At 73.4% G+C, this 15,728-nt stretch carries 12 protein-coding genes; 7 read left to right on the plus strand and 5 right to left on the minus strand.

The window, feature by feature from the left end:
- The 3 genes from ACFVU9_RS22200 to ACFVU9_RS22210 all read right to left on the minus strand — a co-directional run.
- On the minus strand, positions 1-1,105 hold a 1,105-nt coding region (locus tag ACFVU9_RS22200), incomplete at its 3' end, for a CHAP domain-containing protein (protein WP_387595703.1).
- Between the two features lie 133 nt (positions 1,106-1,238).
- Positions 1,239-1,550, minus strand: coding sequence for a hypothetical protein (locus ACFVU9_RS22205; protein ID WP_380500422.1), 312 nt, complete (start codon positions 1,548-1,550; stop codon positions 1,239-1,241).
- A 29-nt stretch (positions 1,551-1,579) separates the two neighbouring features.
- A complete protein-coding gene (locus tag ACFVU9_RS22210; protein WP_387595706.1) occupies positions 1,580-1,912 on the minus strand; it encodes a hypothetical protein in 333 nt (110 codons plus the stop codon).
- A 292-nt stretch (positions 1,913-2,204) separates the two neighbouring features.
- On the opposite strand from ACFVU9_RS22210, the gene ACFVU9_RS22215 reads away from it, so the two are divergent.
- Positions 2,205-3,182 carry a LuxR C-terminal-related transcriptional regulator gene (locus ACFVU9_RS22215; protein WP_387595709.1) on the plus strand — a complete coding sequence of 326 codons (978 nt, stop codon included), beginning with the start codon at positions 2,205-2,207 and terminating at the stop codon, positions 3,180-3,182.
- Positions 3,183-3,329: 147 nt separating this feature from the next.
- On the opposite strand, the gene ACFVU9_RS22220 is transcribed toward ACFVU9_RS22215, so the two are convergent.
- A complete protein-coding gene (locus tag ACFVU9_RS22220) occupies positions 3,330-3,761 on the minus strand; it encodes a PPOX class F420-dependent oxidoreductase (RefSeq protein ID WP_387595712.1) in 432 nt (143 codons plus the stop codon).
- A gap of 233 nt (positions 3,762-3,994) precedes the next feature.
- On the opposite strand from ACFVU9_RS22220, the gene ACFVU9_RS22225 reads away from it, so the two are divergent.
- From ACFVU9_RS22225 to ACFVU9_RS22250, 6 genes are all read left to right on the plus strand, one after another.
- Positions 3,995-4,744, plus strand: a complete 750-nt coding sequence (locus ACFVU9_RS22225) for an ATP-binding cassette domain-containing protein (RefSeq protein ID WP_387595715.1) — start codon at positions 3,995-3,997, stop codon at positions 4,742-4,744.
- Between the two features lie 662 nt (positions 4,745-5,406).
- A complete protein-coding gene (locus ACFVU9_RS22230) occupies positions 5,407-6,849 on the plus strand; it encodes a glyceraldehyde-3-phosphate dehydrogenase (protein ID WP_380446290.1) in 1,443 nt (480 codons plus the stop codon).
- A gap of 569 nt (positions 6,850-7,418) precedes the next feature.
- A complete protein-coding gene (locus tag ACFVU9_RS22235; protein ID WP_387595718.1) occupies positions 7,419-7,919 on the plus strand; it encodes a hypothetical protein in 501 nt (166 codons plus the stop codon).
- Between the two features lie 294 nt (positions 7,920-8,213).
- Positions 8,214-9,296, plus strand: a complete 1,083-nt coding sequence (locus tag ACFVU9_RS22240; RefSeq protein ID WP_387595721.1) for a hypothetical protein — start codon at positions 8,214-8,216, stop codon at positions 9,294-9,296.
- Between the two features lie 159 nt (positions 9,297-9,455).
- Positions 9,456-11,354 carry an HSP90 family protein gene (locus ACFVU9_RS22245; RefSeq protein ID WP_380435995.1) on the plus strand — a complete coding sequence of 633 codons (1,899 nt, stop codon included), beginning with the start codon at positions 9,456-9,458 and terminating at the stop codon, positions 11,352-11,354.
- The gene (locus ACFVU9_RS22250; RefSeq protein ID WP_387595724.1) at positions 11,354-14,269 is read left to right on the plus strand and encodes a hypothetical protein; all 2,916 of its coding nucleotides are present in this window, start codon (positions 11,354-11,356) and stop codon (positions 14,267-14,269) included. The genes ACFVU9_RS22245 and ACFVU9_RS22250 overlap by 1 nt, the downstream gene beginning before the upstream one ends.
- A 73-nt stretch (positions 14,270-14,342) precedes the next feature.
- Here the strand turns inward: ACFVU9_RS22250 and ACFVU9_RS22255 are convergent, their stop codons facing one another.
- Positions 14,343-15,680 carry a carbohydrate-binding protein gene (locus ACFVU9_RS22255; protein ID WP_387595727.1) on the minus strand — a complete coding sequence of 446 codons (1,338 nt, stop codon included), beginning with the start codon at positions 15,678-15,680 and terminating at the stop codon, positions 14,343-14,345.
- Positions 15,681-15,728 lie beyond the last annotated feature (48 nt).

The raw sequence follows: 15,728 nt of genomic DNA on the forward strand, positions 1-15,728 counted from the left end.
CGTTCTGGGGGTTGTTTGCGGGCTGGTCGTAGATGAGGTCGGTGCGTCCGTCGCCGTCGAGGTCGGCGAGGTGGACGCGGGTGGGGTCGGTGAAGCCTTGGCCGATGATGACGGAGTCGCCGAAGGGCATGGTGTTCACGCCGTTGTCGTTGTGCCAGGCGCGCAGGGTGCCGTCGGGGTCGTTCTGGGGGTTGTTTGCGGGCTGGTCGTAGATGAGGTCGGTGCGTCCGTCGCCGTCGAGGTCGGCGAGGTGGACGCGGGTGGGGTCGGTGAAGCCCTGGCCGATGATCACGCTGTCGCCGAAGGGCATGGTGTTCACGCCGTTGTCGTTGTGCCAGGCGCGGAGTGTGCCCTCGGGGTCGTTCTGGGGGTTGTTTGCGGGCTGGTCGTAGATGAGGTCGGTGCGTCCGTCGCCGTCGAGGTCGGCGAACTTGACGCGGGTGGGGTCGGTGAAGCCCTGCGCGATGACGGCCGAGGTGTCGAACGGCATCTGGGCGAACCCGGCCGCGTTGTGCCAGGCCGTGAGCGTCCCGTCCGCCGAGTCGCTCACCACCGACGCCCGGCCGTCACCCGCGAGCGAGGCCGGCAGGCGGCTGTTGGTCAGACCGACCGGGCTGACGAAGACGGTGGGCTGGGTGTGCCAGTCGTGCCAGTCCTCGAATTTGACCCAGCTGGTTTCGAGGTTGTTGCTGCCCTCGTTGCCGCCGATGGTCTGGATCATGTTGCCGTCCGCGGAGACTCCGATGACGATCTGCACGTGCGAGATGGTCGCCGTCTTGTGGACGGCGGCGTCGCCCACGTGCGGGGTGTTCGAGGTGGTGTTGTTGCGGGTCCCGTAGTCCTTGAAGCTCTGCACGGAACTGCCGAGGCCGCTCAGGTTCTCCACGCCGGCGTCGCGCCAGATCTTGAGGGCGAAATCGGCGCACCACTCCTCGGACGGGAAGCCCAAGTCCGTGCGGTGCTGCCCGATGTGTGCTCGGGCCTGGGTGACGATGGCGGAGCCGGGCGTGCCGGCCTCGGCCGGTGACACGGTGGCGGTGAACAGGGCTCCGGCGACGGCGACGGCGGCGAGTGCGGCGGCGAGGCGGCGGGAAACGGCGGTCATTTTCCGGGTGTCCTTTCGGAATTCGTCCAGGGCGGTGCGACCGGGCGGCACGGAAGAGCCGGTCCGGGCGGTTTCGGGCACGGTGGAGCGATATTTGGTCGGACTTTCGAAATGCGACGGAAAGAAGGGGAGCTCAGAGAATCCAGGGCGCCGGAATGTCGCCGGCGACGCGCCAGCCGTGCAGCGCGGGGGATTCGGCGAGAATGCGCGCACACATCGCGTGCGTCGCGGTGCGGGCGGCGGCGGCGTTCTCGGCGCTCACGAAGGCCGCGACGTCGAACCGGTGTGCGGTGCCGCGCACCCGCAGGTGCTCCAGGCCGTCGCAGGGCCGGGCGTGCCGCCGGATGAGGGCGGCGAGGGCGGTGTCGGTCAGGTGCGGGCGCGTCGGGTGCGGCGGGCCCGGTGGGGTGAAGTGGTCGGTGTCAGCGGTCCGGCCGGTCGCCACCAGTCGGACCGTGACCAGGTACAACGGGCTCAGCCCTGCGGTGCGGCCGGCGCCTGCGGTGTGGTCGGGGTGCCGGCGGGCGTGTCCGCCGGAGTCGGGTCGGGGGTGGCGGCCGGGGTCGGGTCCGGGTCGGCTGCCGGGGTCGGCGCGCCGGACGGCAGCGGCTTGGAGCAGCCTCCGACGCAGCCCCACTCCGCCCCGCCGACGGGCGCCCCGGCGTCGGTGTGGATGCGGACCTCCGCCGGCGCCCGGCCGGTCGTCCCGTCCGCCGCGCCGCCCGCGACCGCGCTCGCCGCGGTACCGGCGATGGCGACAGCGGCGGCAACGGCGAATCCCGCGATGACGGTCCTCATCTTCGACATGACTATTCCCCTCATGAACGGTCGGCGGATTCCGGGGAATTCCACCGTGGCTGGTGTGAGCGCCTGATCGATCCGGAATTCCCGCTTCCCGCGTTCCGTCCCGGTCGCCCGCTCCGACGGGAATTACTCTGCCTGCCCGCCCGACTGCTGTCACGGTCGGCGGCGGTTCAGCAAGCGGCCTGGCCGCATCCTGACAGTAAGTCGTTGCCGGGGCTCCCCGCCGGGCGCACAATCGTGGTGACCGAGCCGCGGGGGAGCGGCGTACCGGAATCAACTCGGGGGAGTGTCAGGGATGTTGGAGCCTTTGGGGCTGTCGTTCGACGGTGAGCGGGTCTACCGGACCCTGCTCGCCCAGCCGAGCTGGAAGCTCGCGGACATCGCCGCCCACCTGACACTGACGGAGCGTCACGTCAGATCGGCGTTGGACGAGCTGGCCGATCTTGCGCTCCTCCGCCCGGCCGACGGCCCGGCCGACGAGCTGCTGCCGATCAGCCCGTCGGTCGGGCTGGCCACCCTGCTCGCCCGCACCGAGGCCGAACTCGCGGACCGGCAACGCCGGATCGAGGCCACCAGGGCGGCCGTCGCCACGATCGCCGCGGAACACGACGGCGCCCGCGCCCGGGAGTCGATCACCCGGCACGAGGGGATCGAGGCGGTCCGCGCGAGGATCGAGGAACTCGCCGCCGCCACCCGCACGGAGATGGTGTCCCTCAATCCCAACAGCGCCCAGACGCCGGACGCGAAGGCCGCGAGCAAGCCCCTCAACCAGCAACTGCTGGAACGCGGCGTCGCGATCCGCTGCATCTACCAGGACAGCTTCCGGAACGACCCCGCCACCCTCGCCGCGGCCCGGTGGCTGGCGGAGCTCGGCGGACAGACCCGGACCGTGCCGACGGTGCCCCTGCTGATGATCGTCATCGACCGGGAGACCGTCCTCGTCCCCATCGACCCCGCCAACAGCCGCCTCGGAGCCCTCGAACTCCGCAGCCCCGGCGTGGTCACCGCCGCCTACGCCCTCTTCGAGCAGACCTGGCTGAACGCGACCCCGTTCGGCGAGAGCGCGACTCGTGACGGGAACGAACTCACACTCCAGGAAAGGGAGATCATCAAGCTCCTGGCCGACGGGCACACCGACGAGATCGTCGCCCGCAGGCTCGACCTCTCCACCCGCACCACGCGCCGCGTCGTCGCCGAACTGATGGGCCGCCTCGACGCCCGCAGCCGCTTCCAGGCCGGCCTGCGCATCGCCGAACGCGGCTGGCACCGCTGACGGGCGAGGGCCCCGGGGCCGTGCGCCCCGGGGCCCTCGTCGCCGGTCCGTCGCCGGTCCGTCCTCGGTCCGTGCCCGGCTCGTCTTCCGGTGCGTCTCCGGGTGCGTCTCCGGGTGCGTCTTCCGGTGCGTCTCCCGGGCTCGTCCTCAGGCGAGGTCCGCGCCGTACACGTGGTCGACCGTCATGGTGACGAGCACCCGCCTGTCCGCCACCATCACCGCCCGGTACTCGTCCCAGTCCGGGTGCTCCCCGGCGGCCGTCCGGTAGTACGCGACGAGCGCCTCGACCTCGGGCCCGTGCGGGTCCGTCCCCGGCCCGGTGAGCGTGACCGTCCCCTCCGCCGTGGCCCACGAGCGGCCGTCCGGCCCGGTGACCTCCAGCGCGGCCCGCGGATCGCGCCGCAGGTTCGCGGTCTTCGCCCGACCGTCGGTCGTCGAGACGAGGACCACCCCGGCCGCCCGGTCGAAGTACGGCAGCACGGGCGACAACTGCGGCCGCCCGTCCCCCTTGATCGTCGCGAGCACCCCGAGCCTGCTCGCCTCCAGCAACGCGTACGGGTCGAACCCAGTGTCGGTCATGGGCTCATGGTGCCCCCTCACACCGGTGTGAAGGTCAACCCCGGCGGGGCGTGTCGCCCCGGTGCGCCGGCTCGGCCGGCCCTGCCGATCGGCACATTTCTCCGTCGGGGGTGCAGCTAGGTGCACCCGAACCCTGCAGAAAGGCACATCCCTTCGCCGGCGCGGGCGGCCTAGCGTCGATCCCGGGGCCATCGGTGTGCGGTGGCCGGGGCCGAGGAGACGGGAGTGCGCGGATGGGGGCGGTCCGTGGGCCGGCACTGCGGTTGTCGGGGCTGCGCAAGCGGTTCGGGCGGACGACGGCCGTGGCCGGGGTGGAGCTGAGCGTGCCGAGCGGGTCCTGCTTCGGGCTGGTGGGTCCGCGCGGGGCCGGCAAGAGCACCGTGCTGGCGATGGCGGCGGGCCTGGTGCGGCCGGACAAGGGCACGGCGGAGGTCTTCGGGGCGGACGTCCGGACGGATCCGCAACGCGCCCGCCCGGCGGTCGGGCTGGTGCCGGACTTGGTGGCCCTGCCGCCGTGGCCGCGGGGGCGCGAACTGCTCTCCTCACTCGGCCGGTTGTGCGGCGAGGAGGGGCCGGCGGCCGAGGCCCGCGCCGGGGCGCTGCTCGCCCTGCTCGAACTCGACGGCGCGCAGCGGGCGTCGCCGCCGGAGTACGATCCCGGGCTGCGCAAACGGATGGGGCTGGCCATCGCGCTGGTCCACGCCCCCCGACTGCTGCTGGTGGACGAGCCGTTCGACGCGGTGGACGCGCGGTCGGCGGCGGTCATGGGGGCCGTCCTGACGCAGTTCGTCGCGGCCGGCGGCTCGGTGCTGCTCGCCGGTGCGGCCGTGGCACCGGTCGAGCGGCTCTGCGACCACGCGGCGGTGATGATCGGCGGGAGCGTCGTGGCGAGCGGACCGATGGCACCGGGCGGTGACGGACTCGCGCGTGTGGTGGACGAGTTGTCCGGAGGGGAGCGGATCCCGCCGAGGGCCCCGGCCTGACCGGGCGCGTCCGTCCGGCCGTCCGGTCGGCCTGACCGGACGGATGCGCAGTGCGTGCGGAGCCAGGAGGAGCAGGAGCACCAGCGCGGGCCCTGCCAGGACGGCCGTGCACAGGAAGAATCCCAGCGCGATCCCGCCGACGTCCCCGTGGTCGCACCCGCCCGCGGTCCGGCATGCGGGCGCCCGTCGCCATGCGGATCGGCAGCAGCACGTAAAAGGGTGTCGTACAACACACGAGGCAGCGCGCCGCCGCCTGCGCGAGCCACCGCGTCTCCGCGAGGACGCGCTGCCCGGCGTTCCGGCGGGCGCAGCCGCCCAGCAGGATCAGCAGGGCGGGAGCGCCCATCGCCAGGCACGCGCTGCGGACGTTCCGCGTGCCGTAGCGGTAGCCGGACAGCCCGAGCGCGAGGGCGGGTTGGGCCAGGACGGCCGTCGGCACCGGCGCCCCGAAGGCGTGCTCGACCGCCCGTCGCCCGCCGCCTTCGACGACCTGTCTCCACCGTTTCTCCCTCCGCCGATTCCGAACGCGTTCACGGAGAATTGAACGCGTTCAAATTAGAGCCGTGAGGGTCGCCCGGTCAGCGCCGGCCGGGGGAGGCCGCCGGATCGAAAATCCGCGAAGCTACCATGTGGGCAACACCCTCAGCTCGAAAGATGGACTTGTGACTGTCAACGACGACGTGTTCACGGACTGGAAGAACCGCGAGGAGATCGCGGAGTCGATGATCCCGATCATCGGGCGGCTGCACCGCGAGAAGGACGTCACCGTCCTGCTGCACAGCCGTTCCCTGGTGAACAAGTCGGTGGTCAGCCTCCTCAAGACGCACCGCTTCGCCCGCCAGATAGCCGGCGAGGAGCTCTCGGTCACCGACACCATGCCGTTCCTCCAGGCGCTGACCGCCCTGGACCTCGGCCCCTCGCAGATCGACCTCGGGATGCTGGCCAGCACCTACCGGGCCGACGACCAGGGCCTGACGGTGGAGGAGTTCACCGCCCGCGCCGTCGCCGGCGCCACCGGTGAGAACAAGCTGGAGCGCCGGTCCGCCCAGGACGTCGTGCTGTACGGGTTCGGCCGCATCGGCCGCCTCGTCGCCCGCCTGCTGATCGAGAAGGCCTCGGGCAACGGCCTGCGCCTGAAGGCCATCGTCGTGCGCAACGGCGGCGGCGACGACCTCGTGAAGCGCGCCTCGCTGCTGCGCCGCGACTCGATCCACGGCCAGTTCCAGGGCACGATCACCGTCGACGAGGCGAACAACAAGATCATCGCCAACGGCAACGAGATCACCGTGATCTACTCCGACGACCCGACCAAGGTCGACTACACGGAGTACGGGATCAAGGACGCCATCCTGATCGACAACACCGGCCGCTGGCGCGACCGCGAGGGCCTGTCGAAGCACCTGCGCCCCGGCATCGCCAAGGTGGTGCTCACCGCGCCGGGCAAGGGCGACGTCCCGAACATCGTCCACGGCGTCAACCACGACATGATCAAGCCGGACGAGCAGATCATCTCCTGCGCCTCCTGCACCACCAACGCGATCGTCCCGCCGCTGAAGGCGATGGAGGACGAGTACGGCGTCGTCCGCGGCCACGTGGAGACCGTCCACTCGTTCACCAACGACCAGAACCTGCTGGACAACTACCACAAGGCCGACCGCCGCGGCCGCTCGGCACCGCTGAACATGGTGATCACCGAGACCGGTGCCGCCTCGGCCGTCGCCAAGGCGCTGCCGGACCTCAAGGCGAAGATCACCGGCAGCTCGATCCGCGTGCCCGTGCCGGACGTCTCGATCGCCATCCTCAACCTCCAGCTGAAGCGCGAGACGAACCGCGAGGAGGTCCTGGACTACCTGCGCGACGTCTCGCTGACCTCGCCGCTGAAGCGCCAGATCGACTTCATCGACTCGCCCGACGCGGTGTCCAGCGACTTCATCGGCTCGCGCCACGCCTCGATCGTGGACGCCGGCGCCACCAAGGTCGAGGGCGACAACGCGATCCTCTACCTGTGGTACGACAACGAGTTCGGCTACTCGTGCCAGGTCGTCCGGGTCGTCCAGTACATCTCGGGCGTCGAGTACCCGACCTTCCCGGCCCCGGCGGCCTGAACCGCCCGGACCGCGTGACACCGTGACGGCGGTGGGTGGTGGCCTCGTGAGAGGTCGCCGCCCACCGCCGTTCCGTTTCCCGCCGCCGTGCCGTTTCCCGGGGCGGTGAGGCTCCCGGGGTGCTGGGGGTCCTGGGGCGACGGTGGTTCCCGGGTGGTGAGGCCGCCCGCGGCTGGTCCGAGGGCGAACGGCTATCTTGATGGGTCACGGACACCGGGAGGGAGCGGGCGATGGGCAGGATCGGTCGGCGGACGGCCGCCGTAGTGGCGGTCGGGGTGCTGGTTGGGGTGCTCGGCGGATGCGCGTCGGGGGACAAGGGCGCCACCAAGGACGCTGCGGGCGGGGCGAGTTCGGGGTCGAGCGCGTCGTCGGCGGCGGGCGGCGCGGCCGGCACGTCCGGTGCCCAGACGTCCGGTCCGGCTGCCGGGGGTGCCGCGGGCGGCGCGTCCGACGCGGCCTCGGCGCCTGCACCCGGTGCCGCGACGCCGCCGGCCGCGGGCGCCGGCGGGGCTGTGCCGCCGTCGGCCGCTGGCGGGGCCGGGGCGCCCGGGGCGGACTCGGATGCCGTGTTGCTGGACGACAAGCTGGTCCTCCAGGTGCTGCCGGACGTCAAGACGATGGCCGGGTGGGAGGAGGAGAAGCGGCGCGTCGACACCGCCGACCACGTCACCACCTGCACGGCGGCGGCGCCCTGCACCGGGAAGCCGCTGAGTGGGTCGGTCCGGTTCTCCTCGGGCGACGTGGTGGCCCGGTTCATGATCGACACACTGGCGACCCGGGACGCGGCGAAGGACCGCCTCAAGGAGACGTACGCGTCGTACCGGAGCGGGCCATTCAAGGCCGTGGATGCTGCGGTGCTGGGGAGTGAAAGTCAGGTGTTCCAGGGGCAGTTGGCCGGCAGTGAGGGCGTCGGCATCGTGCTGCGCTCGGGCACGGTGGTGGCGAGCGTGACGACCGAGGGCGGCCCGGTGGACGTCGCGGCGACGCGGCGGTTCGCGGCGATGCTGGTCAAGCGGATCGAGCAGGCGCAGACGGGCAAGACCCCGGACGCGGGACTCGCCACGCTCTGACGGCTCGCCCGGCCGCCCGGCCGCCCGTCGGCCGGCCAGGTCTCCCGAGTCGATCGGATCGATCGGATCGCCCGGATCAACCGAAGGTCCGGCGATCCGATCTGACCGCCGGGTGAGCGGGCGGACAACGAACGGCGAACAGATAACAGAATCTGTTCGCTGAAATCTGTTATCTGTTATCTGTTATCTGTCCGTTGTCATCTGTTACCCCCCTCGTCAGGCCCGGTGCGGGCTGCGCGAACGGATGTCGGGTGCGCGTGATATGTACTGCATCTGGGCGGCCACTGTGCGGCCATGCGAGAGATGCCGATCACGTTCGAGGGGGACCACCCGATGCCGCTTTTCCGTCGCCGCTCCGGCGAGGACGCCACGCAGGGCCGGTCCGGCCGCCGCGGGCTCGGGTTCGGGCGCGGGGCGCGGACGGCCGAGCCCGCCGTCCCCGTCCCCGCGGGCCCGGCCCCGGCGCTCGACCCGGCCTTCGGCGACGACGCGGTCCGCGTGATGCTCGGCCAGGCCGCCGCCGGGGACTGGACGGCGCTGCGCCCCGCGCTCGCCGCCGTCGAGGACCAGGCCGACCAGACGTGGATCCTCGGCGCCCTCGCCGACGTCGACGGCGTCGAGGCCTGGACGGCCCGCGCGGTCACCGACCACCCCGACGACGCCCTTCCCCTCCTCCTCTCCGGCGCCCGGCACATCACCTGGGCCTGGGAGGCCCGCACCGGAGCCCGCGCCAAGCACGTGACGGACGAGCAGTGGAAGCTCTTCCACGAGCGCCTGGACACCGCCGAGGAGCAGCTGCTGGAGGTCGCCGAGCGCGAGCCCGGCTGGCTGGCGCCGTGGTACTTCCTCCAGATCAGCGCCCGCGGCGCCTCGCTCGACGCGGACGTCGCCACCTGCCGCTTCGAGGCCGCGCTGCGCCGCGCGCCCGGTCACGCCGCCTCGCACCGCCAGCGGCTCCAGCAGCTGTGCGCCAAGTGGGGCGGCTCGCACGACGAGATGCACGAGTTCGCCCGCTCGGCGATGCTCGCCGCCCCAGAGGGAAGCCAGCTCGGCGAGCTGGTCGCGCTCGCCCACCTGGAGCGCTGGCTGGACCTGCCCGACGGCGAGGACCACGCCTACCTCACCAGCCCGACGGTCCTCGCGGAGCTCCAGGAGGCCGCGGCCCGGTCCGTCCTGCACCCGGACTTCACGCCGGCCCGCGGCTGGCAGGCCGCCTTCAACGCCTTCGCGATGGCCTTCTCGCTGGCCGACCAGCGCCAGACCGCGCACCGGCTGTTCGACGCCCTGGACGGCCTCGTCACCGAGTCCCCCTGGCACTACCTGGCCGGCGATCCGGTCGCCAACTTCCGTGCCCACCGCGACCGTTGCGCCCGATAGCGCCGGCTGCGACCCACTGACGGCCACCGCGACCCGCTGACGGCCACAGCCGGCACCGCCCGCCACCGCCCGCCACCGCCCGCCACCGCGCGCCGCACGCCCGCCGCGCCGCCCGGGCCCCGGACCTCCTCACCCATCCAGCAATCGAAAGAGCCCCCGGTGTCCCCATCCGAGAACCCCACGAGTGCGCAGAGCCCGGCCAGTGCGCACACCTTCCAGGTGGACCTGCGCGGCCTGGTGGACCTCCTCTCCCACCACCTGTACTCCAGCCCCCGCGTCTACCTGCGCGAGCTCCTGCAGAACGCGGTCGACGCGATCACCGCCCGCCAGAAGCTCGACCCGGCGGCGCCGGCCCGGATCACCGTCCGCGCCGACGACGAGCTGACCGTCACCGACACCGGCATCGGCCTCACCGAGGCGGACGTCCACACCTTCCTCGCCACCATCGGCCGCAGCTCCAAGCGGGACGCCGACGGCGGCCTGGACGGCGCCGGACTGGCGCGCGCCCGCGGCGACTTCATCGGCCAGTTCGGCATCGGCCTGCTCGCCTGCTTCGTGGTCGCCGACGAGATCACCGTCGTCACCCGCTCCGCGGCCACCCCGGACGCGCCGGTGGTCGAGTGGCGCGGCAGCTCCGACGGCCGCTACACCATCCGCACGCTCCCCGCCGAGGCCAGGCCCGAGCCCGGCACCACCGTCACCCTCGCCCCGCGCGCGGACGCCGCCGAGTGGACGCGTTCGGGCCGGGTCCTGGCCCTCGCCCGGGACTTCGGCGGCCTGCTGCGCCAGGAGGTGACGGTCGTCGACGCGAACGGCACCGAGCACCGCGTCAACCGGACGCCGCCGTGGGCGCAGCGGCACGGCTCGCCGCTGGCCCGCCGTGACGCGCTGGCCGAGTACTGCCGCTCCGCCTTCGACTTCACCCCGCTGGACAGCATCGACCTGGACCTCCCGCTGGTCGGCCTGCGCGGCGTCGCCTATGTGCTGCCGGACGCCGCACCGCCCTCCCGCCGCTCCGGCCACCGGGTGCACCTCAAGGGCATGCTGCTGACCGACCAGGCCGACGAACTCCTGCCCGACTGGGCGTTCTTCGTCCGCTGCGTGGTCGACACCGACGGCCTGCGCCCGACCGCCTCCCGCGAGGGCCTGTACGCGGACGAGACGCTGGCCGCCGTCCGCGACGCGCTCGGCGCCCGGATCCGCGACTGGCTGACCGGCCTGTCCGCGAGCGACCCGGCGCTGCTGCACCGCTTCCTGTCCGTGCATCACCTGGCGGTCAAGGAACTCGCGCGCTACGACGACGAGTTGCTGCGCATCATGCTGCCGTGGCTGCCGTTCGAGACCACCGACGGTAATGTCACGCTGGACGAGTTCGCCCGCACCCACCCGGTCCTGCTGGTGACCCGGACGGTCGAGGAGTTCCGCCAGGTGGCCCCGATCGCCGGCGCCGCCGGGCTCGGCGTCGTCAACGGCGGCTACACCTACGACCGCGACCTCGTGCACCGGCTGCCCGAGATCCGCCCCGGCGTCTCGGTCGCCGACCTCGACCCGGGCACCGTCACCGCGCACCTGGACACCGTCGACCCGGCCGCCGAGCTCGCCGCCGCCGCGTTCCTGACGATCGCCCGCGAGGTGGTCGGCCGGTTCGACTGCGACGTCGCGCTGCGCAGCTTCCACCCGACCAGCGCCCCGGCCCTGCTGCTGGACAACCGGGAGGCCCGGCACGAGCGCACCCGCGCCCAACTCGCCGACGAGGCGGACGGGTTGTGGGCGGACATCCTCGGTTCGCTGCGGGCCGAGGTGCCGCGCGCCCAGCTGGTGCTCAACCACCTCAACCCGCTGGTGCGCCGTGCCGCCTCGCTGGCGGGCAGCCGCGACCTGACCGTCACCGCGGTCGAGGCGCTATACGGGCAGGCGGTCCTGATGACCCGCCGTCCGCTCAAGGCGAGCGAGAGCGCCCTGCTCAACCGCTCGTTCATCAGCCTGCTCGACCACGCCATGCTCGGCCACGAGGCGGCCGACGGCCGCGGCGCCGACAGCGACCCGAAGGAGGCGTGATGCTGGACACCCCCGACGCGGTGATGGCCGCGCTGCGCGAGAACGACGCCCGCCCCTACGGTCGTCAGCGGACCGTCGCGGCGGAGGAACTCGTCGACGCCGCAGAGCAGTTCGACGACACCGGGGTGCGCTCGATGGCCCTGCTGGAGCTCATGGAGGCGTACCAGTACGACGGCGAGCGCAGCAAGTCGCCGGTGGTCTTCGCCCGTGTGCTCAAGCTGTGGGACACCGACCCGGACGGCTTCGGCGAGTGGGCCGGGGACCAGGTGTTCTGGCGCTTCAAGTGGGTGGCGGGCTCGCTGGCGGGCACCCCGGAGGTGCCGCTGGAGGCGATCCGGCGCTGGCACACCGAGATGCGCACCCGGTACGAGAAGGCCGGCTTCGGCCTCCAGCCGTACTACGCCCAGCGCTACCACCTGGCCGCGCACACCGGCGTCGGCGCCGAGGACGCGTACGAGCTGTGGACCGGCCGCCCGCGCACCGAGCTGAGCGACTGCCACGCGTGCGAGCTCCGCGCCCGCGCCAACCACCACGTGCGCGCCGGCGACGACGCCCGGGCGCTGGAGGTGTGGCGGCCGGTCCTCGGCGGCCACAGCACCTGCTCCGAGGAGCCCTACCTCAGTCACGCCGCCGCCCTGCTCCCGCTGCTGCGCGAGGGACGCCTGGACGAGGCCCGCTCCAGCCACCTGGTCGGCTACCGCTTCGCCCGCGGCAAGTCCGGCATGGCCCGCCCGGTCGGCCAGCACGTCGAGTTCTGCGCGCTGTCCGGCAACGAGCCGCGCGGCCTGGAGATCCTCTCCGAGAACCGCGACCTGTTCGCCGTCACCGGCGACCCGAGCGGCCGACTCGACTTCCTCACCGGCGTCGAGGTGCTGATCGCCGCGCTCGCCCGCCAGGGCCACGGCGAGCTCGCGGTCAGCGGCCCGCCCGGCCGGAGCTGGACGGTCGACACGCTGCTCGCCCACCTGCGCACCGAGGCCGACGCGCTGGCCGCCCGCTTCGACGCCCGCAACGGCACCGACGCGGTCGGCAGCCGGCGCCGGGCGCGACTGGAGCGCGGGCCGCTGCTCGCCGAGCCGCTCGCCCTGGGGGTGCGCGCCGCCGCCGCGCCCGAGCTGGCCGGCGCCCCGGCCGTCGGGCCCGCGCCGCGCCGCGAAGTCGAGCCGGAGCCCGAGGAGTTCGCCGCCCTCGTGGTCCGCGCCCGCGAGCTGGACCTGGTCGGTCACCCGGACGCCGACCGGCTCTGGCGCCGGATCGCCAAGCGCTTCGAGGCCGACGGCTACGTGCACGAGGACGGCACGGCGGCGGGCACCGCGGGCCGGCTGTGCGCCGAACTCGCCGAGCAGCGCGCGCACGAGGCGCTGGACCGCGACGACCACGTCGTCGGTAAGGCCCAACTGCTGGCCGCTGCCGACTTGTTCGAGCAGGAGGGGCTGCTCGGCCAGGCCCTCATGGTGCGCACCCGCACCCTCGTCGTCGAGCTCGGCGAGGTCGAGGGCCTGGCGCCCGACTGGCCGGCGCTCGACGAAGCGCTCGTCCGCGCACGGGAGTTGCGGGCCGAGGGCGGGATCGCCGACGACGACTACCTGATCGTGCTCCAGTGCCGGGCCTTCGCCGCGCACCACGACCTGATCGCCGCGCTGCCGGAGCCGCCGGCCGGGGCCGTCGCCCGGTTCGAGGAGGCCGTCGGCGCCTACCGGGCCGAGAGCGGCGCGCTCGGGTCGGCCCGCCGGGCCGCCACCTCGCGCCAGTACGCCGCCGACGCCGCCGCCCGGCAGGGCAGGATGGCCGAGGCGACGGCCGAACTGCGCGAGGTCATGGACCAGTTGGACTCTGCCGACCTGCCGTGGCAGACGCCGCGGGTGCTCGGCCTGCTCGGCCAGGTGCTGCTGCAGAGCGGCGAACCCGCCCAGGCCGTCGAGGTGTTCCACCGGGCCCTGGCCGAGGCCGCCCGCTGGGGCGACGACTCCTACCCGTTCGCCCCGACGTACATGATGCTCGGCCACGCGAGCTCGCACACCGGCGACGACGGCGGGGCGATCAGGGCCCTGTCGGAGGCCGCCGCGCGCTTCGACCGCAAGGGCCGGCCGGCGGCGGAGGAGGCCGCCCAGGTGCGGCTGCAGCTGGCCGACCTGCTGCGCGGCAGCGGCCGGGCGGCCGACGCGGTGGCCGTGTTGGAGTCGGTGCTGCTCGACGCCGCCGCCCCGGAGCTGGACGAGCGGCTGATGGCCCAGGTCCGGCTCGACCTCGCCCGCGGACTGTTCGCGCTGGAGGAGTACCGCGACGCGGCCGAGGAGTACCTGCGCCTCGCCGACGCGGTCGCGGGCTGGGAGGACCGGTCGACGCACACCATGGTCGCCTGCGAGGCCTCCCTCGCGCTGGCCCACGCCGACCGCTGGGAGGCGGCCGACGCCGCCCGCGAGCGCGCCCTCGCGGCGCACGCCGAGGCGCCGCAGTGGGATCAGATGGCCGGGACGCTGCGCGACTTCGCCAAGCTGGTGATGCGCGCCCGCGGCGGCGAGGGGCTGGAGACCGCGCTCGCCCGGCTGGCCGAGGCGGACGCCGTCGGCGCGGCCGCCGAGCACGCCGGTGCCTCGTACAACTCGTGGTTCCTGCGCGGCGGTTCGCACTACGAGCGGGCGCGCTGCCTGGCCATCGCCGGGCGGCACGAGGAGGCGCTGGCCGAGGCCGAGCGGGCGATCCCGGTGTACGAGGAGGGTGGCGAGGAGGCCGAGTCGCCGCGCGCCGAGGCGGTGCGGATGGCCGCGCTGATCGAGGGCACCGACCTCGGGCGGACGGGGGCTGCGGTGGCCCGGCTGACCGCCGCCGCCGACCGCTGCCGGCGGGTCGGGCTGCCGGAGGCGGCGGAGATCCTGGCCGACCTGCGGGAGCGGATCGCGGCCGACCAGGGCTGACCGAACGGCGGCGGGGCGGGCCCCGGTGGCAGCACCGGGGCCCGCCCCTCACGCGGACCGCCAGTGGGAAGCGTCAGCAGGGGCCGTCGTCGGCCCAGACGCCCCACTGGCCGCTGGCGGTCGGCACCTCGTTCAGCGTCCACCACTTGGCGTGGTAGTCGTGCCCGCTGTACGAGACCTTGTTGCCCGCGGTGTACGTCGTGCTCGCGCTCCACGCGGGGAGGGTGCAGGCCCCCGGGGTCGTGGGCGGAGTCGTCGGGGGAGTGGTCGGCGGCGTGCTCGGGGGAGTGGTGGGCGGCGTCGCGCCGGCGAACTTCACGGTGTACTTGGTGAAGTCCCAGTCGCCCTGCGCCACGCTGGAGCAGGAGCCGGACAGCCCCGGGTCCACCGGGCCCTGGCACTGGCGGTCGCGGTTGACCGACCAGAAGGTGTAGCGGGCCAGGTTGTGCGCGGTCGCGAAGTCCAGCACGGTCTGGAAGTCCGCCTGACGGAAGTACTCGGCGGCGTCGGTGCGGCCGTTCATCATCGACACGCCCTCGTGGGCGTACGCGGTGGCCTCGGACCAGCCGAAGGTGTTCTGCAGGATCTGGTTGAACTTCACCAGCGCGTCGGTCTGGGCGGCGGCGCCGTTGAACCCGCCGTCGAACGGCATGATCGAGAAGTTGTTCGGCGTGAAGCCCTGGGACTTGGCCTCGCCCAGCATCTGGGTGCCGAACCAGCCGGTGCCCGCGTTGGTGCCGGCCGTGGTGATCGACACGTACAGGCCGGGGTTGTTCTGCTGGAGGATGCGGGCGGCGCCGATCTCGTTGTGGATGGCGGCCGTGTTCTCGTACTCCGGCTCCTCCAGGTCGAAGTCGATCGCCTTGAGCTGGTACTTGGTGACGACCTGCTGGTAGCCGGCGGCGGTCGCCTCCGGCGTGCCGCAGACCTGGCCGAGCTTGGTGCCGCCGTAGCCGCCGACCGACACCGAGACGTCCCCGCCCTTGTCGCGGATCGTCCGGATCACCGAGGGCATCGTCGTGTCGGAGTCGATGGCGGAGGTCCCGCCCCAGGCGGGGGCGCAGCTGTTGCCCTGCGCGAGGATGAAGGCCAGCTGGAAGGCCTTCTGCCCGGTGGCGTCCATCACCGCGGCGGCGTCCGGCGGACTGTTGTCCTCGGGCATCAGGTAGGGCGCTGAGGCGTACCAGTTGCTGCCCAGGCCGGTGACGGCGGTGGTGGTGGTGTCGGCGGACGCGGAGCCGGAGGCGGTGACGGCGGCGACGCCGCCCGCGACCAGGCCGAGCACACCGGCGACGGCGACGGCGGCCCGGCGCGAGGCCCGGCGGGCGCTGCGGCCCGCGCGGTGGGTACGGGGCTCGTGGGCCTCGGGGGCTCTATGGGGCGCGGCGTGTGGGGGAAGAGCGCGTTCCATCGGAAGCCTTTCCAGGAAACGGCAGGGGGAAGTGGCCCGTCCGCGCCG

The organism is Kitasatospora sp. NPDC057936 (assembly GCF_042887525.1).
Classification (GTDB): Bacteria; Actinomycetota; Actinomycetes; order Streptomycetales; family Streptomycetaceae; genus Kitasatospora.